Raw genomic sequence first — 24,229 nt, 5'->3', positions numbered from 1 at the left:
CCCGCATGGCCAGCCTCCTCCAGCGCGTGAAATCGAAGATGGCCATCTTCGCGCACCGCAAGGCCCGCGGCGTGCTCGACGGCGAATACGGTTCGGTGTTCAGGGGCCGCAGCCTGGACTTCGATGACCTGCGCGCCTACGTGCCCGGCGACGAGGTCCGCGATATCGACTGGAAAGCGTCGGCGCGCCACGGCTCACCCCTGATCCGGCGCTACGTCGCTGTCCGCCGCCAGACTGTCCTCCTCGTCACCGACACGGGGCGCAACATGGCCGCGGAGGCGCTGTCCGGGGAAGTGAAAAAGGACATCGCCGTGCTGTCCCTCGGCGTCCTGGGCTACCTGGCCCACCGGCACGGCGACGTGGTGGGGCTGGTGTGCGGTGACTCATCGGCCACCCGTTCCTTCCCGGCAAAGAGTGGAGAGGCCCACCTGGAACGGCTGCTGCGGCACGTGGACTCCCACACCGGCCTGGAAGCGGCAGCCAGCAGCATCGAGGACCAGCTCGACTACGTGGCGCGCAACATCAAGGGCCGGCATCTGCTCTTCGTCGTCGCTGACGAACTGGCCGCGGACGATTCCACCGGTCGGCTCCTGCGCCGGCTGCGCGCCCAGCACGAGATCCTCTGGCTGACGGTCAGGGACGCGGAACTGGTGCCATCACCCGTGGCCGGGGCAAGTCCAAACACAGGCAGTGACTCCTACAGCGTGGCCGATTCCTCCTTCCTGGCCTGGCAGCCGGCTAAGTCCGCCGCGGTGGCGGCCGCCTACGCCACAGCCGCCGCGGAACGCGACGCAGGCCGCAAGGCCATGTTGCGCGCGGCCGGGATCACGGAGGGCGAAGTGGCCGGGAGCGGGGACGTCATCACCGGCCTGTTCGCCCTTCTCGAGAGGCACCGGCGTGCAGGCTGATCCCGGTTTCTACGGCCCGCTGCAATACAGCCCCGCCTGGATGTGGTGCGGCGCGGCACTTCTGGCCCTGGTGGTTGGGTGGTACGTCTTCGTGCTTGCCACCACCGGCCCGGCTGCCCGCTCCAAACCCGGCAGCGCCGGCTCCCGGTCCGCCCTGACGGACCTGCCTGCACTCAAGGCGGCGTACCTGCAGCGCATCCATGATGTGGACCGGGAGGTGGCGGCGGGAAACCTTGCGGAACGTGCCGCGCACCAGGAGATCAGCCTCCTGCTGCGCGGGTTTGTCCGGGACGCAACAGGTGTCGATGCCACCCGGATGACGCACCAGGACCTGGCCCGGCACCCGCTGCCCGCGGCGGCCGACGTCATCGAAGCCCTTTACCCTGCCGAATTCGGGCCCGGCCCGCTGCCATCCGTAACTGCGTCCGCGGCAAGGGCTTCCGAGGCGGTGCGGGCGTGGAACTGATCTTCTGGTGGCTGCTGCCGCCCGCCGCTGTTGCTGCCGGGGCGGCGGCATGGATTGCGTTGCGCAGGAACCGGTGGCCGCATGAACGACGACGGCCCGTGGCGCACGCCGACAGGCTTACGGGGCTCCCGGAATACCAGGCAGCCCTCAGGCGGCACCGCCGCTTGCTGGCAGCGGCCGGAACCGCCTGCGCGGTGCTGCTGGCCTCGGCGGCTGTTGCGGCAGCACGGCCCGCTGACGTGACCACCATCCGCCCGGAGCAGCACAACCGGGACATCATGCTTTGTTTGGACGCGTCCGGCTCCATGAGCAGTGCTGACGCCGCGGTCGTGGACGTCTTCGCCGGCCTGGCGAAAGACTTCGACGGCGAGCGGATCGGCCTGACCATCTTCGACAGCAGCGCCATCCAGGTTTTTCCGCTGACCGACGACTACGCCTACGCCCAGGAGCAGCTCAAGGGCGCCAAAGACGCCTTCGACGGCGAACCCGGCAGTTCAGGATTCCTGGACGGCACGTGGAGCGGCAGGGGATCGTCACTGATCGGGGACGGCCTGGCATCCTGCCTCAACAGCTTCCCTGGTGCCACCGGCGGATCCTCGGCTGCTGCCGGGGACGCCGCAGGCAGGGGCAGTGCGCCCACGCGTTCGCGGTCGGTGGTGCTGGCTACGGACAACTTCCTTTCCGGCAAGCCGATCATGACCCTGGAGCAGGCTGCGCAGCTGGCCAAGGAACGGTCCGTGCGCGTCTACGCCTTGAATCCAGGCGACCTGGACTACGGCAGCGGCTCCGACCAGCCCGGTGCCCAGCTGCGTGCTGCAGCGGAGTCAACCGGCGGCTCGTACCACGCCCTGGACAGTCCCGATGCTGTGCCGGGAATTGTCGCCGCCGTGGAGCAAACCGAAACGGCGGGGATCCAGGGCGCGCCACGGGCCGTGTTCTCGGAAGTTCCGGTCCTGCCGTTGGGTGTTGCGTTGTTGTCCGGGCTGGTCCTGTGCACAATCCTGTGGCGCCTGGAGCGGAGACCCCTGCGCAGCAGGGCGTGGCTGCGGCGGGGGCCCATTGTCCTGTTGCTCCTGGCAGCAGCGGTGCGGCCCAGCCTGCCCGGCGGCTCCGTGCAGGCGGCCACTGCCGACCTCAACGTGTTCTTCGTGGTGGACACCACCACCAGCATGGTGGCCGAGGACTACGGCGATGGGGCTCCGCGGCTGGAGGGCGTCCGCAAAGACATCAAGGCCATCGCAGAACGGCTGCCCGGCGCCCGTTTTTCCGTCATCACCTTCGACACCACCGCGCACGTCCGGATGCCGCTCAGCACCGACACCCTGGCCCTGGAAACCATCACGGACGTCATGGAACCCCAAGTGACCGCCTATGCCAAGGGCAGCACTATCACCGCCGCCACGCAGGTGCTCTCCGAGCGTTTGGCCGCCGCGCGCGACAGCCAGCCCGGCCGGCCCAGGCTGGTGTACTACCTGGGGGACGGCGAGCAAACCAGCGGCAAAGAGCCGGAGGCCATGAAGGTCGACGGCGGACTGGTCGCCGGGGGAGCGGTGCTGGGTTACGGGACGTCCGGCGGCGGCCGGATGAAGGAGAACACCGGCCAGGCTTCACAAAGCGGGGGCACCGGCGGAGGGAACGTTCCGCCGGCGCCGGCGGAGTACGTGCAGGACACCCGGGCCGGCAGCGCAGGGGACGCACTATCGATCATCGACGAAGGCCGGCTGCGGACCATCGCCTCCCAGCTGGGCGTGCCCTACGTCCACCGTGCCGCCGGCGACCCGGTGGCAGCCATGCTGCAGCAGGCACACCCCGGCAGGGCCGAACGTTCAGACCAGGACGGTTCGCTGGCCGCCGCCACTGAACTGTATTGGATCTTCGCCGCCGGAGTTTTCCTGCTGGCCTTGCCGGAAGCGGTGGGCATCCTGCGGCAGCTTCGCGGGCTTCGGACTCCTCCCGGCGGCAGGGGGCTGCAGTGAACGCCAAGGTCCGCAGGCGCCGCCTGCTGCTGTGGTCCGCCCTGCCGGTGCTCCTCATCCTGTGCCTCGCCGCCAAGCTGCTCAGCGTGGGCGTCCTCGCCCGTCAGGCCGCCGCCGGTTTCGAAGCCGGAAACGCGTCCACGGTGGGCACTGCGGCCGGCGGACTGGGGATCGCCAACTTGGTGGAGCCGCACAAGGCGCCGTTCGCCGCGGGGGACGCTGCCGTGCTGGCCGGTGATGACGGAACTGCCAAGGCCCTGTTTGAACAGTCACTTCAGATGGTCCCGGCCGGCTCCGGCGACGAATGCCTGGTTCGGGTGAACCTGGTCCTGGTGATTGAACGCATGGGTGACCAGCGTTTCCAGGCCGGCGACCCGGCGTCGGCCGGTTCCCTTTTCAAGCAGGCGCTGGACGTTGCCCGGGAGGCGCCCGAAGGCTGCCTGTCGGCGGACGCGGAGGGTGGTGCGGCTGGCCGGCTGGCGGATGCCGGGAAGCGGCTGGAGAACAAACTCCAGGCCATGGGACCAGCTCCGGACCAGGCGCCGGCACCGGCGGAGGAACCTTCTCCGGGCCCATCCGGTGACAGCCGGCAGAACCAGCTGGACCAATTGCAGGACAGTGCCCGGCAGGCCGAACGTGAGCGGAACAGCGGGCGCGAACGCGGGGAGTACCTGGACAGCAACGGCGGGACCGTCCCGGAGCGGCCCTGGTAGGAACGGCTGCAGGCGAAGGAAATTCTGTTGCCGGAAGAAACCACCTGTAAAACTGCGTCTTAATTCGGCGTCGACTTGTACCTGCGCCGCCGGCAGCCATAGAGTCTTAAACAAGTTACCGCGGTAACGTGTCAGCGATCCTCCGTTCCGGAGGGTGTGGGTGCCCCCATGTGGGCCTGACATTTGCTCACGGACTACTTCATTCCAGGCGTAACAGTCGCGGCTGCGTCCTCGTGGAGTCCCTCCGTGTTCCCCAAACTCAAATTCATTGCCGGTTGTCCGCCTCCAGGCAGGCACCCCCAATGGCCCAAAGCCAAGGACGCAAATGTCACCTCCAAGCCTTATTGACACACATCCCCATCTTTCCGACACCGCTCCGGTAGCGCTCTCCTACGAGTTGTTCCCCCCGCGTTCGCCGGCGGCAGCGGAGACCCTCTGGACCACTATCCGCGAGCTGGAGACCACTGAGCCCGACTACGTCTCCGTGACGTACGGCGCCAGTGGATCAAACCGGGACACCGCCCTCGAGCTCATCAACCGGCTCCTGGTCGAAACCACGCTGCGGCCGCTGGCCCACCTGACCTGCGTGGGGAATACTCCGCAGGAACTCGCTGCGATCATCGGCGAGCTGCTGGACATCGGGGTCCGGGGCATCCTCGCCCTGCGCGGCGATCTCCCCAAGGACGGCGGCCAGCCGTCAGCCGGGTCCCTGCGGTACGCCCAGGACCTGATCGACCTCATCCGCCGGGTGGAGCAGCGCCGTTCCGCGCTGCTGTGCGCCGGAAAGATCGCGGTTGGCGTGGCGGCGTACCCCACCCGCCATCCGGAGTCACCCAGCGAGGACCACGACGTCGAAGTGCTGCTCGCCAAGCAACGTTCCGGCGCCGACTTCGCCATCACCCAGGTGTTCTTCGAAGCTGCACAGTATGAGGACCTGCTCACCCGTGCCCGCCGTGCGGGCGTGACCATTCCCATCATTCCCGGCGTCATGCCGTTTACCAGCCTTCGCCGGCTTAACCGGCTGGGGGAACTGGCTGGAGTGGAACCGGCTCCCAAGCTGATGGAACGCCTCGCGGCCGCCGACAATGACATTGAACGGCTCCACATTGGCGTCGATGCCACTGTTGACCTGGCCAACGCTGCCCTGGATGCCGGAGCCCCCGGAATCCACCTCTACACCTTCAACGAGCACCAGAGTGCACTGGAAGTGCTGGACAAGCTGGCCCTGCCGCGCCATAACCGCAGCAGCCACGCCCGGGGTGCCGCAGCCAGGCCACAGCTGGCCAGCTGAACGCCGACCCGGCACCGCTCCACGCTTCACAGCACTAACCCACGCCCTTTTGACCTACCTCCGAACTGAGGACCTTTGCCATGCCTGAAAACAACACGCCCTTCCCCTCCGCCTCCCTCCTCGGCTACCCCCGCATCGGCCGCCGCCGCGAACTCAAAAAGGCCGTCGAAGCCTACTGGGCCGGCCGGATCGACGCCGCAGCCCTTGACGCGGCAGCCAAGGACATCCAGCTGACCACCGCCAGGCGCCTGCAGGAACTCGGCCTGACCGAAGCAGCAGCTGTTCCCGGGACGTTCTCCTACTACGACCAGGTCCTGGATGCCACCGCCCACCTCGGGGCGGTGCCCGCACGCTTCGGCACGCTCCTCAACGCCGACGGGCAGCTGGACATCGACGGCTACTTCACCCTGGCCCGCGGCACCAAGGACCAGCAGCCGCTGGAAATGACCAAGTGGTTCGACACCAATTACCACTACCTGGTCCCTGAGATCGGCCCCGAAACCGAATTCACCCTGGCCTCCACCGCCAAGGTCGACGAGTTCGCCTTCGCACTGGCCAACGGCATCGAGACCCGCCCGTATATCGTTGGCCCGGTCACCTACCTGCTGCTGTCCAAGGCTTCCGACGACGCCCCGGCCGGATTCGCTCCGCTGTCCCGCCTCGAGGACATCCTGCCCGTGTACGTCCAGCTGCTTGAGAAGCTGGCCGCCGCCGGCGCCGGCTGGGTCCAGCTCGACGAGCCCGCCCTGGTGGTCGACCAGGAGACCCCGGCCGCAGAGGTCGAAGCAGCCGTTGCCCGGGCCTACGACGTCCTGGCGGCTGCGGCCAGCCGCCCGCAGATCCTTGTGTCCACCCCGTACGGTTCGCTCGGCGCCCAGTTGGGAACCCTTGCCGCCACCAACATCGACGCCCTGCACATCGACGTCTTCAAGGGCGCCGTTCCCTCCGCGGCAGCACTGGCCGGCCTGGGCACCAAGACCCTGGTTGCCGGCGTGGTGGACGGCCACAACATCTGGCGCAACGACCTCGCCGCGTCCGCCGCGAAGCTCGATGAGCTGAGGGCCGCGTCCGGAAAGGTGGCCGTCTCCACGTCCACCTCAACCCAGCACGTCCCGCACGACGTCGCCGAGGAAACCCAACTGCCCGCACAGCTCCGCAGCTGGCTGGCGTTCTCGGACCAGAAAGCCGTCGAGGTTGCCACCCTGGCCTCCTACCTGGCAAACCCTGCCTCCGCCAAAGCCGCCATCGACGACGCAACGGCCGTGATCGCCTCCCGCGCCACCGCAGAAGGCGTCCACCGCGCTGACGTCCGGGCCCGCACCGAAGCCCTGACCGCAGCCGACTTCACCCGGTCCGACTACGCCGTCCGAGAAGCGGCCCAGGAGGAGGCGCTGCGCCTGCCGCCGCTGCCCACCACCACCATCGGGTCCTTCCCGCAGACGTCAGAGATCCGCTCGGCCCGTGCGCGCAACACCAAGGGTGAGCTCAGTGATGAGCAGTACGGGCAGCTCATGAAGGACGAAATCAAGCGCGTGGTGGACCTGCAGGAAGAGCTGGGCTACGACGTCCTGGTGCACGGTGAGCCCGAGCGCAACGACATGGTCCAGTACTTCGCGGAAAACCTCGAGGGCTTCGACGTCACGGTCCACGGCTGGGTCCAGTCCTACGGTTCACGCTGCACCCGCCCGTCCATCCTCTGGGGTGACGTCACCCGCAGCGCCCCCATCACGGTCAAGTGGGCGGAGTACGCGCAGTCCCTGACCAGCAAGCCGATGAAGGGCATGCTCACCGGTCCGGTCACCATCCTGGCGTGGTCCTTCGTCCGCGATGACCAGCCGCTGGGCGAGACCGCCAACCAGGTGGGCCTGGCGCTGCGCGACGAGATCGCCGACCTCGAAGCCGCCGGCATCAAGGTCATCCAGGTGGACGAGCCCGCCCTGCGCGAACTGCTGCCGCTGCGCAAGGCCGACCAGGCCGATTACCTGAAGTGGTCCGTTGACTCCTTCCGCCTGGCCACCGCCGGTGCCGCCGATTCCACCCAGATCCACACCCACCTCTGCTACTCGGAGTTCGGTGTGATCATCGATGCAATCGACGGCCTGGACGCTGACGTGACTTCCATCGAGGCCGCCCGGTCCCGCATGGAGGTTGTCCACGACCTCGAGGCCCATGGCTTCGGCCGCGGGGTGGGCCCGGGCGTCTACGACATCCACTCGCCGCGCGTGCCCGGCGAGCAGGAAGTCACCGAGCTGCTCCGCACCGCCGTCAAGCACGTCCCGACCCGGCAGCTCTGGGTCAACCCGGACTGTGGCCTGAAGACCCGTGGCTACGCCGAGACTGAAGAGTCCCTGCGGAACCTGGTCAAGGCAACCCAGGCGGTCCGCGCAGGCCTGCTGGAAACGGCGAAGTAAGACAACGCGCGACGATGGCGGGTCACTCTGGGTGACCCGCCGTCGTCGTCTCTTTCATCCTCACGGCGGTGATGAACAGCCACACAGTCCAGGCGACGATCGCCACAATGCCCAGCAGGGTGGGCAACGAGTTTGCCGCCGAAAATCCTGATATCCCAATGATCCAGCCCTGGACCAGGTAGGCCAGCCCGGACAGTGCCATGAGGTAGCCGATCATGCGGGAAACGTCGCGCGCCGCTGCGACAACAACACCCCAAAGCACCAGGGCGGTGCCCAGCAGGAAGTTCTGGTAGCTGCGCATTCCCCATTCCAGCCAGCGGATACCCTCCGCAGTGGCGAACCGTACGGCCTTCTCCGGCTCAGGCGCAGCGGTCCAGGCGTCCACCGCCTGCTTCAGGGCCACGCCGTCCACCGCCTGCAAGGCTGCATAAAGCGCCAGAGCGGCAGCTGCGGAGAGAACACCGAAGCGGGCTGTCCAGGACACGCCGTGCCGCTGGACATCGACGGCGGCCCAAAGGGCCACCAGTCCGGCGCACACCAGGGCCATACCTACGAACTGGCCCAGATGGACAGCGGTCCAGGTACTGCTGTTGGCGTACGCGGTGAAAGAGGCAACGTGGTCGTTTGCGTCGTGGGATTCGGCGTGAAACAGACCGGCAAGAATCGAGGCCACAACACCGGCAAGAAGGAGGGACGCAGCCAGCCGCCAGGTCCTGCGCCTGCCCTGGATCCCATCCATGGCCGCCCACCATCCTCTGCGCGGGGCGTTTCGTGGAGCCCTGCTTCAGGACTCCCAGACGATTTCGTCGTCCACCACGCCGTCCTGGTCGGCGGACGCCACCAGGACCTCATCGGTGAAGTGCTCCCCGAGGGTGAAATCCAGGACGAAGTAGCGCTCCGGCTGGCCGGGATAGATGGCCACATGCCCCAATTTCAGGGCCTTGAGGAATACCTCGTTGGTGAGCTGGCTCCGGTCCTGGACGCCGAAGACCTTGTGCAGCTGTTCTTCCTTGAGCGCGTTGCAGTGGAAGTGGAGGTACTCCTGCGGGCTGGTGCCCTCCTGTTCCAGCTCCTCGGCAATCATTTCCCGGACCTCGTCCACCAGCTCGGGCAGGAACCGCAGCCGGTACTCGACTTTGCGCAGCGCGGCTTCATCGAAGTGGTCGTGGGCGTCGATGTTCAGGTCGAGTTCCAGCGGATGGCCGCGCAGCTCATGTTTGGCGGCGAAGAGGTGATCCATGCCGTGGTTGAGCTCAATCTCCCCAAAGTGCTGGCTCGCTACCTTGTTCATAGTCTCAACATAGACCCGAAGGGCAGACCATTCCAGCGTTCCGGGCTAATTGACCGCGGTACGCATCCCCGCCAGTGTTTCGGCCAACAGGTCAACGAAAAGCTGCACCCGGGCCGTTTTCCGGTCATTGATCAGCAGCGCAAAGACGTTCCGTGCCAGCCGGATTTCCGGGACGTCCAGCACCACAACGCCTGCCGGCTTGTTCCGCAGCGCCAGTTCCGGAACCAGGGCAGCGCCCAGGCCGGCAGCCGCCATCTCCAGGCTGGCATGGAAGTCATCGCTGTGCGCCACCACCCGCGGGTGGAGGTTGCAGCCGGCGAAGAGGCGCTCGATGACCATGGCGTCGCTGGTGCCGGGATGGTGCATGATCCAGGGCATCTCCGACAAGTGGTCGGCCGCGACCTTCGCGTCGGCCCGGAAGCCCCAGCCGGCGGGAAGCACCACACGGAAGTCATCGTCGCCGATCCATTGCCGGTTGATCGTGTTGGGCCACGCGAAGCCGGTCTGGCCCACTTGGAACACCACGGCCAGGTCCAGGTCGCCTCCGGTGCGCAGCCCCTGGATGGTCTGGCCCGGTTCTGCGACGGATACCCGCAGGTCGATCCCCAGCTTCTTCCACGCGGGATTCTTGAGGATCCGCGGCAGGACGTACGTGGCCAGGCTGGGAAAGATCCCCAGCCGCAGTTCCTGGCTTTCGGTATCCTGCGTCCGTGAGGCGGCGGCCATCAGCGCTTCGATGTCCGTGAGCACCTTGGCGGCGTGCCGGGTCATGACGACGGCGGCTTCCGTAGGGATCACGGCGCGCGCCGACCGCTGGAAGAGAGTGACGCCCGTTTCCCGCTCCAATGCGGACATCTGCTGCGAGACGGCGGAGGCCGTATAGCCAAGCGTTGCGGCTGCCGCAGCGAAGGAGCCCAGCCGCGTGACCTCCAGGAGGGTCTTCAGGTGCACGGGATTTACCACCAGTTCACAGTACTTCACCCATCCGCCGCCGCGACCGCGCCGAATAGCCCTCTGTATAACCAGCACAGCGGCAAATGTTCAGCAGAGGAGCATGAAGTGTCACTTGACCCAGCAGTAAGTGAAGGCGGCCGGCGGCGCGTGGCCGTGATCGGCAGCGGGGTGGCCGGATTGACCGCTGCCTACGTACTGAACAGGCAGGACGACGTCACCCTGTTTGAAGCCGATTCACGGCTGGGCGGCCATGCCCACACCCACGACATGCCACAGGCCGACGGAAGCGTCATCGGCGTGGACACAGGGTTCATCGTGCACAACGAACGGACCTATCCCACCCTGCTGCGGTTGTTCGCGGAGCTGGGCGTCGAAACCCAGGACTCCGAGATGAGCATGTCCATCCGCTGCGACGGCTGCGGACTGGAATACGCCGGCGCCCGCGACGGCGCGCGCGGAATCATTGCCAAGCCCTCCAGCCTGCTGCGCGGCCGCTACCTGCTGATGCTGCTGGAGGTCACCCGCTTTTACCGGAAGGCGAGGGAACTGCTCAGGACGGCGCCGCCGTCGGCCGTCAGCGACGAAGTTGACGTGCCCGAACTGACGCTGGGGGAGTTCCTGGCGCGGGAAAAGTTCAGCAGCTACTTCATTTCCCACTTCATGACCCCGGTGGTCAGCGCCGTCTGGTCCTGCGATCCCACCACCGCCCTGGCCTATCCGGCGCGGTACCTCTTCACGTTCCTTGGCCACCACGGCATGCTGGGCATCAAGGGCTCACCGCAGTGGCGCACCGTGACCGGCGGTTCGGCACGGTACGTCGAAAAGCTTGCCGCCACGCTCCCCGACGTGCGCCTCAACACTCCCGTGACCGCCATCCGGCGCCTGCCCGAGGGCGTGGAGCTCGCAACGGCCGGCGGCCTGGAAAGCTTTGACGCCGTCGTGGTCGCCACCCATCCGGCGCAGGCGCTCGGGTTCCTGGCCGACGCCACGCCGGAGGAGAAGGAGGCGCTCGCCGGCATGCCCTATTCCGTGAACCACACCGTATTCCACCAGGATCCGGCGGTCCTGCCCGCGGCGGAGAACGCCAGGGCGTCCTGGAACTACCGGCTCCCGGCCTGCGACGCCCGCCCGGACAAGGTGCTGGTGAGCTATGACCTCACCCGGCTGCAGCGGCTCGCGCCGGCAGACGGCCGGCCCTACCTCGTGAGCCTGGGCGAGTCGGAGCTGATTTCCGACAGTGCGGTACTGGAACGGATGGTGTACGAGCACCCGCAGTACACGCCTGACTCCCTGAAGGCCCAGCAGGCCATCGCGGCGCTAAGCGACAGCCGGATCGCGTACGCCGGGGCGTTCCTTGGCTGGGGCTTCCACGAGGACGGCGCCCTCTCCGGGGTACGCGCTGCGGAGAAGCTGGGCCGCACCTGGCCGGTTGTCCGGGCCGCCGATCCCGTGGACTCCACCGGCGAGGGGGAGCGGGAACTGCTGTCGGCAGAACCCGTGTGACCATGGAGGCCTCGATCTACCGCACATCCATTTCGCACGTGCGGCGTACCCCGTTGAAGAACGCGTTCACCTACCGGAGCTACAGCTGGTTCGTGGACGTCGATGATCTTCCCCGGCTGCCCTTCCTGCTCCGGCCCCTGGCGGTGTTCCGTGCCGGGGACCATCTGGGCGATCCGGAGGCCGGTATCCGGTCCAACGTGGAGCGGTACCTCCGGACCCAAGGCATAGAGCCCGACGGCGGCGCCATCCACATGCTGACCAGCGCCAGGGTTTTTGGCTATGTCTTCAATCCGCTCACCCTGTTCTGGTGCTACCGCTCCACCGGGGAACTGCAATGCGTGGTGGCCGAGGTCCACAACACCTATGGCGAGCGGCACTGCTACCTGCTGCACACCGATCCCGGCGGCCGCGCTTCGGTGCCGAAAGCCTTCTACGTTTCACCTTTCAACGACGTCGACGGGCAGTACCGGATGAAGCTCCCCGCGCCCGGGGACAGGCTTGCGGTGTCCATTGTGCTGGAGCGTGAAGGGCAGCGCCCCTTCGTGGCCACCATGGATGGCCGCCGCAGGCCGGCCACCATTTCCAACGTCCTCGCCGCGGCTTTGACGGTGCCTGCCGCGCCACTGCTGGTATCCGCCCTGATCCGGGTCCAGGGCATTAAACTCTGGGCAAGACGCCTGCCCGTCGTTGCCAGACCACATCACCCCTCACAGGAGGCAGTTCAATGACAATGACTGACGACAACGGAACTGCTTCAGCTTCCGTCGACAACAAGACCCGCGGGCCGGCAGCCACCCACACTCCCGCGGCCTGGACCACCGGCGGTGTCCCCACTGCGCCCGCCACCATCGATCCTGCCCTGTGGCCCGGTGTTGCCCAGCCGCCGTCGGGCCTCAAGGCCGATGTTGCCGGGAAGGCAGCAGGCCTGATGTTCAGGGGTGCAGTCAAGCGGCTTCCGCTGCGCGTTGACTACCCTGACGGTTCGGTCCTGGGGATGGGCGGACCGGACGCTCCCGTGATGACCATGCTGAGGCCGGCAGCGTTCGAGGCCCGGATCGGCGACAACGGGCTGATCGGACTGGGTGAATCCTTCATGGCCGGCGACTGGGAGGCATCCGACCTTGCCGCGGTGCTGGAAGTCTTCGCCGCATCGGTGGACACGCTGATCCCCATGCCGCTGCAAAAGCTGCGCTCGCTGTACCTGCCGCGAACGCCGCGACAGGAACGCAACGCCGAACAGAACACCCGCAGCAACATTTCGCGGCACTACGACCTGTCCAACGAACTGTTTTCCAACTTCCTGGACTCCACCATGAGCTACTCGTCGGCGCTGTTTCCCGGCGGGGCCGGGCCGCTGTCCTCAGTGGCGTGGGATTCCCTGGTGGAGGCCCAGCAGGCCAAGATCGACCGGCTGCTGGACAAAGCCGGCGTGGGCGAGGGTACCCGGCTGCTGGAAATCGGCACCGGCTGGGGCGAGCTTGCCCTGCGTGCCGCTGCCCGTGGCGCCACCGTCTACAGCGTCACGCTGTCCAGTGAGCAGCAGGTGCTGGCGCAGGAACGCATTGCGGAAGCCGGCTTCGCGGACCGCGTGACGGTGGCCCTGCAGGACTACCGCGCCGTGGAAGGGGAGTACGACGCCGTGGTGTCGGTCGAGATGATCGAGGCCGTGGGGTATGAGTACTGGCCCATCTATTTCCAGACGATCGACCGCGTCCTGGCCCCCGGCGGAAAGGTTGCCATCCAGGCGATCACCATGCCGCACGGACGCATGCTGGCCACCCGCAACGCCTACACCTGGGTGCACAAGTACATCTTTCCCGGCGGCTTCCTGCCGTCCGTCCGGGCCATCGAGGGCGTGACCCAGCAGCACACCACCCTGCGGGTGCGGGAGAGGATGGGCATGGGAGACCACTACGCCGCCACCCTGCGGCTGTGGGAGGAGCGGTTCCTTGCCCGCTCCCGCGAGGTAGGGGACATGGGCTTCGACGCCGTGTTCCAGCGGATGTGGCTGTTCTACCTCTGCTACTCGCGCGCCGGGTTCCAGTCCGGGTACCTGGACGTCCAGCAGATTGTGCTGGACCGCCGGGAGGCGCAGCTGTAGGTTTCACCGTGTACCCAGCGGGGAACAAGGAGGACGCATGAAACTGAAGACTCTGGCATGGACCACCGCGGCGACGGTCGCCACCGCCGCGGCGGGCGGTGTTGCGACGGACCCCCGGAGCGGCTGGTACCTGAAGCTCCGCAAACCGGACTGGCAGCCGCCCGCGATTGCCTTTCCCGTGGTGTGGACGGCCCTGTATGCGGACCTTGCCGTGGCCTCCGCCGCCGCACTCGACAGCGCGGCGGAGCAGGACAGGGCTGCCGACAGCCCGGGTCCGGTCAGGAAGGACCACAGCCGGGAACTGCGCGCCTACCGGGGTGCGCTGGCCGCCAACCTGGTCCTCAACGCTTCCTGGAGCTGGTTCTTCTGGCGCTCCCGCCGACCGTGGCTGGCTGCTGCCGAGGCGGCGGTGCTGGCGGCCAGCAGCGCGGACCTGGTGCGCAGGACGTACCGGCTGAACCGGGTTGCCGGAGCATCGTTGGCTCCGTACGCGGCATGGTGCGGCTTCGCGACTGCACTGTCCACCGCAATAGCCAGGCTCAATCCAGCCAGGCCGTAGGCCGCCGGGCTGACCGGGGGAGGCCGGCAGCAAGCACGCAACCAAAGGGTCCGCAACCACTACATGTAGTGGTTGCGGACCCTTCCTGTTGGCGGCAGGAGCGCGGCGACACGCCGGAAATTACGACACGCGGAGTGTGCAAATGTGTTCAACTCCATCCACAGGGTGTGGACCCAGCCCGCAAAAATCCCGTGATCGCGGGCATTTTTCCGATCCCTGCCTGTGGATTAACGGTGCATTAAATGACATACTTGTAATACATCATCTTGGGGTTCCAAAGAGGCGTCTGCACTACATGTAGTATCTACATACAGCTGGACGGGGACACCGACCCAGCAGAAGAGTTCAACTAAGGGGACAGGGACAATGACCGTAACGGTTTACACGAAGCCTGCTTGTGTTCAGTGCAACGCCACTTACCGCGCGCTCGACAAGAAGGGCATCACCTACCAGAGCGTTGACATCTCCCAGGACGCCGAGGCACTCGAGCGCCTGAAGGCACTGGGCTACATGCAGGCTCCCGTTGTGGTCACCGACCAGGACCACTGGTCCGGCTTCCGCCCCGACAAGATCGAGGAACTCGCGCTCTCGGCCGTTTCCTCCGTGGCCTAGGAGCCACAGCTTTTCCTGCCGGCAACCATCAACCAGCTGAGGTGACTCCCATGGCAGCACCAACAGCACAGCGAAGCGCTTCGCAACACCACGCGGCTCAGCGCGTGGAGGTGTCCCCGCCGGCCACTTCGCACCACCAACCGGAGCAGGTTGTCACGGACAGCCGGCTCATCTACTTTTCCTCGGCATCCGAGAACACCAGCCGCTTCGTCGCGAAGCTTGGCCGTGAGGTGGCCCGGATCCCGTTGTATGCAAGGGACGCACCCCTCCTCGCCACCCGGCCGTTCGTGCTGGTGGTGCCAACCTACGGCGGCACCGGGGGAGAGGGGTCCGTTCCCAAGCAGGTCATCCGGTTCCTGAACAACCCGCAGAACAGGCAACTGCTCCGCGGCGTCATCGGCGCCGGCAACACAAACTTCGGGGAAAACTACTGCATGGCCGCGGACATCATCGCCGCCAAATGCCAGGTACCCCACCTTTATCGATTTGAACTTATGGGAACGCCGGAAGACGTCACCCGGGTCAACCAAGGATTGGACACGTTTTGGACACGACTGTCGCAGACACAGAAGTAACCAGGGCCCAGAAGCCTGAGATGCCCGCCGCCTACAAGGGCTTGGGTTATCACGAGCTGAACGCCATGCTGAACCTCTACGGCCCGAACGGCGAAATCCAGTTCGACGCCGACCGCGAGGCCGCCCACCAGTACTTCCTGCAGCACGTGAACAACAACACCGTGTTCTTCCATGACCTGGAGGAGAAGCTCGACTACCTGGTGAAGAACCAGTACTACGAGCGCGAGACGCTGGACCAGTACACGATGAACTTCATCCGTGACCTGTTCAACCGCGCCTACAAGAAGAAGTTCCGCTTCGAGACCTTCCTGGGCGCCTTCAAGTTCTACACCTCATACACGCTGAAGACGTTCGACGGCAAGCGCTTCCTGGAGCGCTATGAGGACCGCGTCTGCATGGTGGCCCTGCACCTGGCGCGCGGCAACGAGCAGCTGGCCCTGCAGATGGTGGATGAGATCATTGACGGCCGCTTCCAGCCGGCCACCCCCACCTTCCTCAACGCCGGGAAGAAGCAGCGCGGCGAGCTGGTCTCCTGCTTCCTGCTCCGCATCGAAGACAACATGGAGTCGATCGGCCGCTCCATCAACTCCGCACTGCAGCTGTCCAAGCGCGGCGGCGGCGTGGCGTTCGCACTGACCAACATCCGCGAGGTGGGTGCGCCCATCAAGCAGATCGAGAACCAGTCCTCCGGCGTCATCCCCGTGATGAAGCTCCTCGAAGACAGCTTCTCCTACGCCAACCAGCTCGGTGCCCGCCAGGGTGCCGGCGCCGTGTACCTGCACGCGCACCACCCGGACATCTACCGTTTCCTGGACACCAAGCGCGAGAACGCGGATGAGAAGATCCGCATCAAGACCCTCTCGCTGGGCGTCGTCATCCCGGACATCACGTTCGAGCTGGCCAAGAAGGATGAGGACATGTACCTGTTCTCGCCCTACGACGTGGAGCGCGTCTACGGCATGCCCTTCTCCGACGTCTCGGTCACCGAGAAGTACTACGAGATGGTGGACGATTCCCGGATCAAGAAGACCAAGATCAAGGCGCGCGAGTTCTTCCAGACCCTCGCCGAGATCCAGTTCGAATCCGGCTACCCGTACATCATGTTCGAGGACACTGTGAACCGGGCCAACCCGATCGACGGCAAGATCATCATGTCCAACCTGTGCTCGGAAATCCTCCAGGTTTCCCAGCCCACCACGTACAACGATGACCTGTCCTACGACGAGACCGGCAAGGACATCTCCTGCAACCTGGGCTCGCTGAACATCGCCAAGACCATGGACTCGCCGGACTTCGGCCTGACCATCGAGACGGCCATCCGGTCCCTGTCCGCAGTGTCCGACATGTCCAACATCACCTCGGTGCCGTCCATCGCCAAGGGCAACGACCAGAGCCACGCCATTGGCCTGGGCCAGATGAACCTGCACGGCTACCTGGCCCGTGAGCGGGTCCACTACGGCTCCGAAGAGGGCCTGGACTTCACCAACATCTACTTCTACTCGGTGGTGTACCACGCCGTCCGCGCCTCCAATCTGCTGGCCATCGAAACCGGCCAGACGTTCGGCGGCTTCGAGAAGTCCAAGTACGCCTCCGGTGAGTTCTTCGACAAGTACACGGAGCAGGAGTGGGTGCCGCAGACCGAGAAGGTCCGCGAGCTGTTCAAGAACGTGCACATCCCCACGCAGGCTGACTGGCTGGCGCTGAAGGCCTCCGTGATGGAGCACGGCATCTACAACCAGAACCTGCAAGCTGTTCCGCCCACCGGTTCGATCTCCTACATCAACAACTCCACCTCCTCGATCCACCCGGTGGCGTCCAAGATCGAGATCCGCAAGGAAGGCAAGATCGGCCGCGTCTACTACCCGGCGCCGTATCTGACGAACGACAACCTGGAGTACTACCAGGACGCGTACGAGATCGGCTACGAGAAGGTCATCGACACCTACGCCGCGGCCACCCAGCACGTGGACCAGGGCCTGTCCCTGACGCTGTTCTTCAAGGACACGGCCACCACCCGCGACATCAACAAGGCCCAGATCTACGCCTGGAAAAAGGGCATCAAGACCATCTACTACATCCGTCTCCGCCAGCTCGCGCTGGAAGGGACCGAGGTTGAGGGCTGCGTCAGCTGCATGCTGTAGCTCCAACTGAACCTTGACGTACGACGGCGGGCGCCCGCCCGCCGTCGTACGCTTTAACTTAGAGAATTACCCAACATTGAGGGGATGACATGACCGAGAAGGTCAAGCTGCTGAGCCACGTCGAGGCCATCAACTGGAACCGGATCCAGGATGACAAGGACGTGGAGGTCTGGAACCGCCTGGTGAACAACTTCTGGCTGCCGGAGAAGGTGCCGCTGTCCAACGACGTCCAGTCCTGGAACACGCTGACCACCGCCGAGCAGCAGCTCACCATGCGCGTGTTCACCGGCCTGACCCTGCTGGACACCATCCAGGGCACCGTCGGTGCGGTCTCACTGATTCCGGATGCGCTGACCCCGCACGAGGAAGCCGTGTACACCAACATCGCCTTCATGGAGTCGGTGCACGCCAAGAGCTACTCCTCCATCTTCTCCACCCTGGCCTCCACCAAGGAGATCGATGAGGCGTTCCGCTGGTCCACGGAGAACGCGAACCTTCAGAAGAAGGCGCAGATCGTCATGGACTACTACCAGGGCGACGACCCCCTGAAGCGCAAGGTTGCCTCCACGCTGCTGGAAAGCTTCCTCTTCTACTCGGGCTTCTACCTGCCCATGTACTGGTCCTCACGCGCCAAGCTGACAAACACGGCTGACCTGATCCGCCTGATCATCCGCGACGAGGCCGTGCACGGCTACTACATCGGCTACAAGTTCCAGCGCGCGCTGGAGACCGTGTCCGAGGAGCGCCGGCAGGAAATCAAGGACTACACGTTCGAGCTGCTCTTCGAGCTGTACGAGAACGAGGTCCAGTACACGCACGACCTGTACGACGGCGTGGGCCTGGCCGAGGACGTCAAGAAGTTCCTGCACTACAACGCCAACAAGGCGCTGATGAACCTGGGCTACGAAGCGATGTTCCCGGCCTCCGTCACGGACGTGAACCCGGCCATCCTTTCGGCCCTGTCCCCGAACGCGGACGAGAACCACGACTTCTTCTCCGGGTCCGGTTCCTCCTACGTGATCGGCAAGGCCGTTAACACCGAAGACGAGGACTGGGACTTCTAACAGGTTTTTTCTTCGATACGCAGGCCGGCGGCACATTCTGTACTGTGACAGCCGGTTTCAATGGACCCCGCACGCTTTGTGCGGGGTCCATTGCGCTTCCCGGGCGGCACGAACCGATAGCACACGTTGAGCTCACCGCGCGGCGAGGTACTCAGCCAGGCAGTCCTCTCCGAGGGACCGTGGCAGGCGGAAGTAGTCCACTGTGCCTTTGCCCGCTGGCATCATTGAGTTGCTGCCTGGTTGAGCCAGGATGTCAGCGCGCGCCTGCGGCGGCGAAGGCAACTTCGGTGGCTCCCAGTCCTGGTGCTCACTCTTGTATTTGCGCCCGGAGGGCGAAACCCATCCGGGCGGCTCATTCTTTGACGCCGCCGTCGGCCGCCACCGGCTGGTGTGTCGCAACCGATGGTGCCTGGGACATGGCTGTCCCAAGTTGCTGATTCCAGTGGTCCCGCCCAGGTGCCAGGCGAGCAGATGATCTGCTTCGTTGTCCAAAGAATTGTTGTTGCAGCCAGGGAAGGGACACTTGCCGTCCCGCAACCGCATCCACCTCCGCATGGCCTTGGTGAGCCGGTAGCTAGTGCGGCCTATTTCCAGCGGGGCGCCGTCACGAGGATCCACGAGCACGCGGTAAAACGAATCGGCTCCGTTGGCCACGAGATCCCGTGCCATGGTAGCCGGGATGGGGCCAAAACTGTCCAGCATAGCGGGTTCGTTGGTGGCACCGAGGAGGGAAAATACCGGGACGGTGACCAGGACTTCGGCGCGGGGAACGGGGATGTCAGCAAGCCCTTTCGACGCGGTACCGGCGTCGTCAGTTCCGGCGGACCCACCGCAGCAACCGGTGCAGCCGCTGCCCCCGCGGAGGGCTGTGGCCGCGAAAAGATCCGCGCGAAGTTGGGTGAGGGTGCGCTCCTCGTTGGGTCCCTGGAGGCCCCGGGCGATGGCGGTGTAGCGGTTCCAGATGGCCGTGGCCTTGTCCGCCGGCAGGTATGCGGACAAGCGTGCCATGCCGTCCTGCTCCGGAGCGAACTCGAGGCACCTCTCCTCCACGCTCTTTGCGTGCCGTTTTTCGATGCTGTCCGGGTGGTTGCGTTCGCGCCAGATCCGGGCCTTGCGCCGGAAGCGGTATGCGGGCATCTCCCCTGCGGGGCAACCGCGGGCAGCGTCCGGCGCGTCCGGGCCGAGGAAGTGGGCCTCCAACGCGGTCGCGGCGTCAGGGTTGTGGGTGGCTGCCTCCTCCACCATGACGCGGGCGTGCTGCCACGACATAGTTCCAGCCTTGAGTGCTTTCCAAAGTCCGGGGCAGCGAGGTCGTCACATTGTCGGACCCTCCCTTCACCATCGGTACATGGGACGGGACGCGGTGGCAGAGGCATTTGAGGCGATCGACGCCGCCCTTGCCGTGGTCCGTGGCGAGGTAGCCAAAGCCGCGTGCGGAGCGCCGCAGCCAACGATCCATTGGCCGCCTTGGCCGACAAATGCCTGGACATCCTGGCCGGAGCGGCTCGGACCGAGGCCCGTGTCGCCGCACTGAAGGCCGAGGCTGTGGCCACGTTCGCGGAGTCAGCGCGGTCTATCGCTCCCCCAGACATCACGGTGCAGGCGCAGGAAATGGCCATCGCCGCGGAGGTGGGCTGCCTCCTGGCCATCGGCGACCGCGCCGCCGGTGCACTTCCGGCACAGTCCTACGCGCTGAGCGAGTAGTGGACCGCAACGAAAAGTTTTGGCTACTACCCCTGCATAGTCTTTGCCCCCTAGGCTAAGTGAGCAGATGAAAGGGGTGTCGCCCAGTGGCCCTCGTCGGGCGGTCCGGGTCTGCTGCGAAGGCGGTGCCGTTCGGCTACCGTCAAGAGCGGGGCTCGACTTCCAGGACAGGGGACACATGAGCAAGGTGGACATCAAAGGCAAAGGGACGCTGGAGTTGTCCGGTGGAGTCCTTCGCCTGAGCTGGAAGCTGGGGACCTACATAGGCATCGACGTGGCCAACGCCGCCCTCGCGGCCATCACCTCCTTGGCCCAGGGCACCAGGTTGCCGATGCTGGTCGAGATCCAGGGTGTGACCCACTCCGCGGCCGCTCGAAAAGTCTTTCCCGACGCATCCAGCATTTCGCGTATGGCATTGCTGGGTTCCTCTCCCGTTGATCGCGTCATCGCCATGTTCCGCCTCCCCCTGGCGCCGACCGGATTCCCGGTCAGGTATTTCTCGTCCCGGGACAAGGCAATGGCGTGGCTGCTTGAGGACTCAGAGGAGGAAGCCACGGGACCGGGCGACACCGACTGATTGCCGTTCCCATGCAGGCAACTCCCGCGAGGAACGCCTGCAGGCCCGCAGCCGAGGGGCACGGGGCCGGCGGCGGATTGGGGGGCTGCATCCGGTCTCGGGATGCTCCGGCCGCCGGCCCTGGCTCGCTGTGCAGACCCTGCCCCAGCGGCAGGATCTTGACCTCAACGATAGGGCCCGTCACTGAACGGCAACCCACGATGGGCACAAGGTTCGCTCAAGAGTGGCTCTGGCAGCACCGCTGGTTTCCGCATGACGGTGGTCAGATAGGATGCGAATTCCACCGACGATAGAAAGACCCCGTGAAGCAGAGTATTTTCGCCCGCGTTGCCCAGCTCGCCAAGGCCAACCTGAACACCCTCCTGGACTCAGCCGAAAATCCGCAGAAGATGTTGGACCAGATGATCCGGGATTACTCGGAGAACATCCGCGAAGCCGAGGCCGCCGCGGCGCAGACGATCGGCAACCTCCGGATGGCCGAAGATGACTATAAGCGGGCAGTGAACGACGCGAATACCTGGGGCAGCAAGGCCGCAGCCGCCTCGCGCAAGGCCGACGAGTTCCGCGCCGCAGGCAACAACGCGGACGCCGACAAGTTTGACGCCCTGGCCAGGCTCGCCCTCGGCCGGCAAATGACCGCCGAATCCACCGCCAAGTCCCAGGCGCCCAAATTGGCCGCGCAAAACCAGGTCGTCGACCAGCTGAAGAACGGCCTGGACATGATGCGGGCCAAGCTCCGGGAACTGACCGTAAAGCGCAACGAGCTGGTCAACCGTGCCCGGGTCGCCGCCACCCAGTCCCAGGTCAACGACGCCCTCAAAGCCCTGGGCGGCGGAGACCCGGCATCGGCGATCGGCCGTTACGAGGACAGTGTCCGCCGCCAGGAAGCCACCGTCCGCGGCCAGCAGGAACTTGCTGCCTCCTCCCTTGAAGCCCAGTTCGCCTCCCTGGAAAACCTCGGAGAGCAGACCGAAGTGGAAGCCCGGCTGGCGGCCCTCAAAGCGGGCGACCGTAAGGCCCTCGGCTCACGGGAAGAGTGAGGACAGAGCCGTAGCTGCGGGAAGATTCTGCCCCTAGGATGGCGCCATGAGGAAGTGGGGCGAGATGCATCCCGCGCTCCGTGCCGCTCTGGTTGGTACAGTCGCGTGCGCCGTCATTCTGGCGGCAGGGCTTATCGCCAAGGGAAGCCTCGACGACGCCATCTCCAACGCCGTTTTCTACGCGCTGATGATCGGTGGCGGGGTGTTCTTCCTGACGAAACGGTTCCCGACGACGGCGGAGAAGCTTGATGAACGCGGCAACTTGGTCGTCTTCCTGCGATTCCCCGATTCATCGGCGGGCTCGTTGAGCAGCATTTGGCAGATGGGGATTGCCAGGCCGGGCGATAAGCGGATCGATTTCCAGCCGATCGTCGACGACACGCTGATCCCCACTGGCCGCCGCAAGGCTTTCACCGGGCTTGGAACAACAGGCGTCCCGGTGCGGAAAGCTAACCGCCACGACAATCAACAGGACGTGCCGTTGGACTTCCGGATCCTCACCCTGGACTCAGACGGCGGCGTCATTGAAATTGCAGCCGGCCCGGCTACCCTCCAGAAAATCCAGCACGCCGCCCAGTCTCCGTCCCCGTAGCCTTTGGCTGGCAGATCGCCGGAATCACAGCTCCGGAGGAGTGCAGACGTGCCCCTCGGCGTCGATCGGGTATCCGCAGAGCGGGCAGAGGGGTCTCCCGGCGCCCACTACCTCACGCGTGCGCTTGGTGAAGGCGCGGGCCGTTCCCACCGGCATCCGCACCAACAGCATTTCGGGTGCCTCGGCCCCGTCCTGGTTCAGGGATTCGTCGTCCGCATCAGCATCGGCGTCGGTGAGGGGGTAGGCCTCAATCACCACCTGCGCCGTCGCTGGGTCCCAGCCCAGGCCCATGGCGCCGGTGCGGAACTGCTCCTCAACAGCCTCAAGCGGATCGTTGTCAACCAGCTCGATGGGCGTGCCGGTGGGAACGCTGAAGGGGTTCCCCTCGAGGGTGATGAGTTGGTCGAGTATTTCGTCGACCTTCTCGGCGAGCAGGGCCGATTGCTGCTTCTCCATGGCGATGCTCACGAGCTGCGCCCCGGCGCGTACCTGCAGGTAGAACGTGCGCGCACCCGGAGCTCCGATGGTGCCGATGACGACCCGATCCGGCCAGGCAAACTCGTGAACAAGTGTAGGCATGTGAGTATTTTAGGGGAGACAAGGTCCGCGGTGGGTCTGCCCTGCCGCAGGGGAGTTCACGGAGCACGCAAATGAGCCAGCACCAGCCCGATAGGTATGCTGACGGCGATCACTACCAGCAGGGCCCGGTATCCCCAAAGAGGCCAACCGGACGTTGCGCCCCGACCTTGCACGGTCCGGAACATCAATGCCAGCGCAACAACCAGCAGCGCCCCGCCGGCATCGACAACCCATGGGTTGCCGATTAATGTCCCCCCGATGACTGCAGCGGAGGCGCCGTTCCATGCCACCAGCCCCGCAACGCTTTTCCAGCCGGTAAGGCGTTTCGGTGCCAGGAAGTACTGGGCAATGCCCAAAGCCCCCTGTGCCACTCCTCCGACGAGCACCAGGTACGCAGCTGCCCACGACCCATGCTCAAGATGGAGCGGACCGGTGACTGCCGCAACCAACCCGCCTGCCACAACGCACAACAGCGCGACCGCGCCGAAAGCCACGGCCCCCTTCATAGCGCCTCCCGGCTTCACACATGACGAGTCGCTCATGCGCTCCAAGCTACTGCACTCCAGCAAAGGGCACGGGGCCGGCTACTCCACCAAGGAGTATGAAGAGCCCGTGGGCGTGCGCTGCAAAAGGCCGAAGTCGACCAAGTAGCGGCGGAGCAGGACGACGTCGTCGGTATAGCTGAGCAGCCGCTCGTTGATTTGCCGCTCCGTCAGCGTTTCGCCAGGTTCGATGATCTCGTTGGCGATCTTTGCCAACAGGGCCCGCCGCTCGGCAACGTTCGCGGGGTATCGCTCGATCCGCCCCAGCCGCATGAATCTGTCCAGCCCAGTCCGCGGCTGCCGGCGTGGCTGCTGGGCCAGCAGGTCGCGGAAAATCGAGTCCACTGCCACCAGCCCACCCGATGCGTGCTGTTGAACGAGCCCCGACTCAGTCAGTGCTGCGAGGGCCCGTACCCGCCGCTGTTCCTTCAGCTCAGGCAGGACGTCCTTGGCCGCCGCACCCAGCACTATCTGGGCGTATGCAATCCTCGCATCAGCATTGCCCAGTGTTGCCAGCACCCGCCGCCAGTGCGGGCCGTTTATTCCGGTGCCTCCGGCCACGTCGGTTTTCCCCTCTGCCGCTGACTCACGCCCAGGTGTTGGAGTGTGCCGAAAGATCCTAGCCCTGAT

General features: G+C 65.6%; 24 protein-coding genes and 1 pseudogene. 18 read left to right on the top strand and 7 right to left on the bottom strand.

The annotated features are described in order from the left end of the window. Positions 1 to 5 precede the first annotated feature (5 nt). The 6 genes from ACWRN3_RS04855 (at position 6) to metE (ending at position 7,765) form a co-directional block, all read left to right on the top strand. On the top strand, positions 6 to 908 hold the full coding sequence (locus ACWRN3_RS04855; protein ID WP_476739996.1) for a DUF58 domain-containing protein: 903 nt from the start codon (positions 6 to 8) through the stop codon (positions 906 to 908). After that, on the top strand, positions 898 to 1,374 hold the full coding sequence (locus ACWRN3_RS04850; protein WP_255172423.1) for a hypothetical protein: 477 nt from the start codon (positions 898 to 900) through the stop codon (positions 1,372 to 1,374). The genes ACWRN3_RS04855 and ACWRN3_RS04850 overlap by 11 nt, the downstream gene beginning before the upstream one ends. After that, positions 1,365 to 3,350: a VWA domain-containing protein gene (locus ACWRN3_RS04845; protein ID WP_324642134.1), complete on the top strand. Its 1,986-nt coding sequence runs from the start codon at positions 1,365 to 1,367 to the stop codon at positions 3,348 to 3,350. The genes ACWRN3_RS04850 and ACWRN3_RS04845 overlap by 10 nt, the downstream gene beginning before the upstream one ends. Continuing rightward, a complete protein-coding gene (locus tag ACWRN3_RS04840; protein WP_476739995.1) occupies positions 3,347 to 4,063 on the top strand; it encodes a hypothetical protein in 717 nt (238 codons plus the stop codon). Before ACWRN3_RS04845 ends, ACWRN3_RS04840 begins: the two co-directional genes overlap by 4 nt. A gap of 325 nt (positions 4,064 to 4,388) precedes the next feature. Then, entirely contained in the window at positions 4,389 to 5,354 is a 966-nt protein-coding gene (locus ACWRN3_RS04835; RefSeq protein ID WP_255172419.1) for a methylenetetrahydrofolate reductase, read from the top strand. Between the two features lie 80 nt (positions 5,355 to 5,434). Further along, positions 5,435 to 7,765 carry a 5-methyltetrahydropteroyltriglutamate--homocysteine S-methyltransferase gene (gene metE / locus ACWRN3_RS04830; RefSeq protein ID WP_476739994.1) on the top strand — a complete coding sequence of 777 codons (2,331 nt, stop codon included), beginning with the start codon at positions 5,435 to 5,437 and terminating at the stop codon, positions 7,763 to 7,765. Positions 7,766 to 7,787: 22 nt separating this feature from the next. On the opposite strand, the gene ACWRN3_RS04825 is transcribed toward metE, so the two are convergent. Genes ACWRN3_RS04825 through ACWRN3_RS04815 form a run of 3 tightly spaced genes read right to left on the bottom strand, consistent with a single transcriptional unit; the run spans position 7,788 to position 10,019 of the window. Beyond that, positions 7,788 to 8,504, bottom strand: a complete 717-nt coding sequence (locus tag ACWRN3_RS04825) for a hypothetical protein (RefSeq protein ID WP_476739993.1) — start codon at positions 8,502 to 8,504, stop codon at positions 7,788 to 7,790. Positions 8,505 to 8,549: 45 nt separating this feature from the next. Further along, a complete protein-coding gene (locus tag ACWRN3_RS04820) occupies positions 8,550 to 9,056 on the bottom strand; it encodes a DUF2004 domain-containing protein (RefSeq protein WP_255172416.1) in 507 nt (168 codons plus the stop codon). Between the two features lie 45 nt (positions 9,057 to 9,101). Continuing rightward, positions 9,102 to 10,019, bottom strand: a complete 918-nt coding sequence (locus tag ACWRN3_RS04815; protein WP_188573030.1) for a LysR family transcriptional regulator — start codon at positions 10,017 to 10,019, stop codon at positions 9,102 to 9,104. Between the two features lie 96 nt (positions 10,020 to 10,115). Here ACWRN3_RS04815 and ACWRN3_RS04810 point away from each other — a divergent pair, with 96 nt between their 5' ends. The 8 genes from ACWRN3_RS04810 (at position 10,116) to nrdF (ending at position 18,565) form a co-directional block, all read left to right on the top strand. Continuing rightward, the gene (locus ACWRN3_RS04810) at positions 10,116 to 11,513 is read left to right on the top strand and encodes an NAD(P)/FAD-dependent oxidoreductase (protein ID WP_476739992.1); all 1,398 of its coding nucleotides are present in this window, start codon (positions 10,116 to 10,118) and stop codon (positions 11,511 to 11,513) included. Next, positions 11,510 to 12,241 (top strand): DUF1365 domain-containing protein, encoded by a 732-nt coding sequence (locus tag ACWRN3_RS04805; RefSeq protein WP_255172414.1) that lies wholly within the window; start codon positions 11,510 to 11,512, stop codon positions 12,239 to 12,241. Before ACWRN3_RS04810 ends, ACWRN3_RS04805 begins: the two co-directional genes overlap by 4 nt. Next, a complete protein-coding gene (locus tag ACWRN3_RS04800) occupies positions 12,238 to 13,614 on the top strand; it encodes a class I SAM-dependent methyltransferase (protein WP_476739991.1) in 1,377 nt (458 codons plus the stop codon). Before ACWRN3_RS04805 ends, ACWRN3_RS04800 begins: the two co-directional genes overlap by 4 nt. 37 nt (positions 13,615 to 13,651) lie before the next feature. After that, positions 13,652 to 14,173, top strand: a complete 522-nt coding sequence (locus ACWRN3_RS04795) for a TspO/MBR family protein (RefSeq protein ID WP_255172412.1) — start codon at positions 13,652 to 13,654, stop codon at positions 14,171 to 14,173. A 366-nt stretch (positions 14,174 to 14,539) separates the two neighbouring features. Beyond that, the gene (gene nrdH / locus ACWRN3_RS04790) at positions 14,540 to 14,785 is read left to right on the top strand and encodes a glutaredoxin-like protein NrdH (protein ID WP_013601222.1); all 246 of its coding nucleotides are present in this window, start codon (positions 14,540 to 14,542) and stop codon (positions 14,783 to 14,785) included. 104 nt (positions 14,786 to 14,889) lie between these two features. Continuing rightward, entirely contained in the window at positions 14,890 to 15,360 is a 471-nt protein-coding gene (gene nrdI, locus ACWRN3_RS04785; RefSeq protein ID WP_476740013.1) for a class Ib ribonucleoside-diphosphate reductase assembly flavoprotein NrdI, read from the top strand. 20 nt (positions 15,361 to 15,380) lie between these two features. After that, positions 15,381 to 17,501: a class 1b ribonucleoside-diphosphate reductase subunit alpha gene (nrdE, locus tag ACWRN3_RS04780; protein ID WP_255175597.1), complete on the top strand. Its 2,121-nt coding sequence runs from the start codon at positions 15,381 to 15,383 to the stop codon at positions 17,499 to 17,501. A gap of 89 nt (positions 17,502 to 17,590) precedes the next feature. Next, positions 17,591 to 18,565, top strand: coding sequence for a class 1b ribonucleoside-diphosphate reductase subunit beta (gene nrdF / locus ACWRN3_RS04775; protein ID WP_255172411.1), 975 nt, complete (start codon positions 17,591 to 17,593; stop codon positions 18,563 to 18,565). A gap of 132 nt (positions 18,566 to 18,697) precedes the next feature. Here the strand turns inward: nrdF and ACWRN3_RS04770 are convergent. Continuing rightward, positions 18,698 to 19,892, bottom strand: a pseudogene (locus ACWRN3_RS04770) (HNH endonuclease signature motif containing protein); the annotation flags it as partial. Positions 19,893 to 19,996: 104 nt separating this feature from the next. On the opposite strand from ACWRN3_RS04770, the gene ACWRN3_RS04765 reads away from it, so the two are divergent. From ACWRN3_RS04765 to ACWRN3_RS04750, 4 genes are all read left to right on the top strand, one after another. Continuing rightward, positions 19,997 to 20,269, top strand: coding sequence for a hypothetical protein (locus ACWRN3_RS04765; RefSeq protein ID WP_476739990.1), 273 nt, complete (start codon positions 19,997 to 19,999; stop codon positions 20,267 to 20,269). Positions 20,270 to 20,447: 178 nt separating this feature from the next. Then, positions 20,448 to 20,846 carry a DUF7793 family protein gene (locus ACWRN3_RS04760; protein ID WP_255172396.1) on the top strand — a complete coding sequence of 133 codons (399 nt, stop codon included), beginning with the start codon at positions 20,448 to 20,450 and terminating at the stop codon, positions 20,844 to 20,846. 302 nt (positions 20,847 to 21,148) lie between these two features. Further along, positions 21,149 to 21,886 carry a PspA/IM30 family protein gene (locus tag ACWRN3_RS04755; protein ID WP_476739989.1) on the top strand — a complete coding sequence of 246 codons (738 nt, stop codon included), beginning with the start codon at positions 21,149 to 21,151 and terminating at the stop codon, positions 21,884 to 21,886. A 46-nt stretch (positions 21,887 to 21,932) separates the two neighbouring features. Beyond that, positions 21,933 to 22,478, top strand: a complete 546-nt coding sequence (locus ACWRN3_RS04750; RefSeq protein WP_476739988.1) for a hypothetical protein — start codon at positions 21,933 to 21,935, stop codon at positions 22,476 to 22,478. A 24-nt stretch (positions 22,479 to 22,502) separates the two neighbouring features. On the opposite strand, the gene ACWRN3_RS04745 is transcribed toward ACWRN3_RS04750, so the two are convergent. From ACWRN3_RS04745 to ACWRN3_RS04735, 3 genes are read right to left on the bottom strand one after another with little or no spacing between them, the layout of a single operon-like run. Beyond that, the gene (locus ACWRN3_RS04745) at positions 22,503 to 23,057 is read right to left on the bottom strand and encodes a DUF3090 domain-containing protein (RefSeq protein WP_476739987.1); all 555 of its coding nucleotides are present in this window, start codon (positions 23,055 to 23,057) and stop codon (positions 22,503 to 22,505) included. Positions 23,058 to 23,113: 56 nt separating this feature from the next. Further along, positions 23,114 to 23,599, bottom strand: coding sequence for a hypothetical protein (locus ACWRN3_RS04740; RefSeq protein WP_324642122.1), 486 nt, complete (start codon positions 23,597 to 23,599; stop codon positions 23,114 to 23,116). A 42-nt stretch (positions 23,600 to 23,641) separates the two neighbouring features. Then, positions 23,642 to 24,160, bottom strand: coding sequence for a DUF2087 domain-containing protein (locus ACWRN3_RS04735; protein WP_324642121.1), 519 nt, complete (start codon positions 24,158 to 24,160; stop codon positions 23,642 to 23,644). Between the last annotated feature and the right edge of the window lie 69 nt (positions 24,161 to 24,229).

Source organism: Pseudarthrobacter sp. rb (assembly GCF_056389225.1).
The sequence above is the reverse complement of the archived record's forward strand: the minus strand, read 5'-3'. Positions and strand labels throughout refer to the sequence as shown.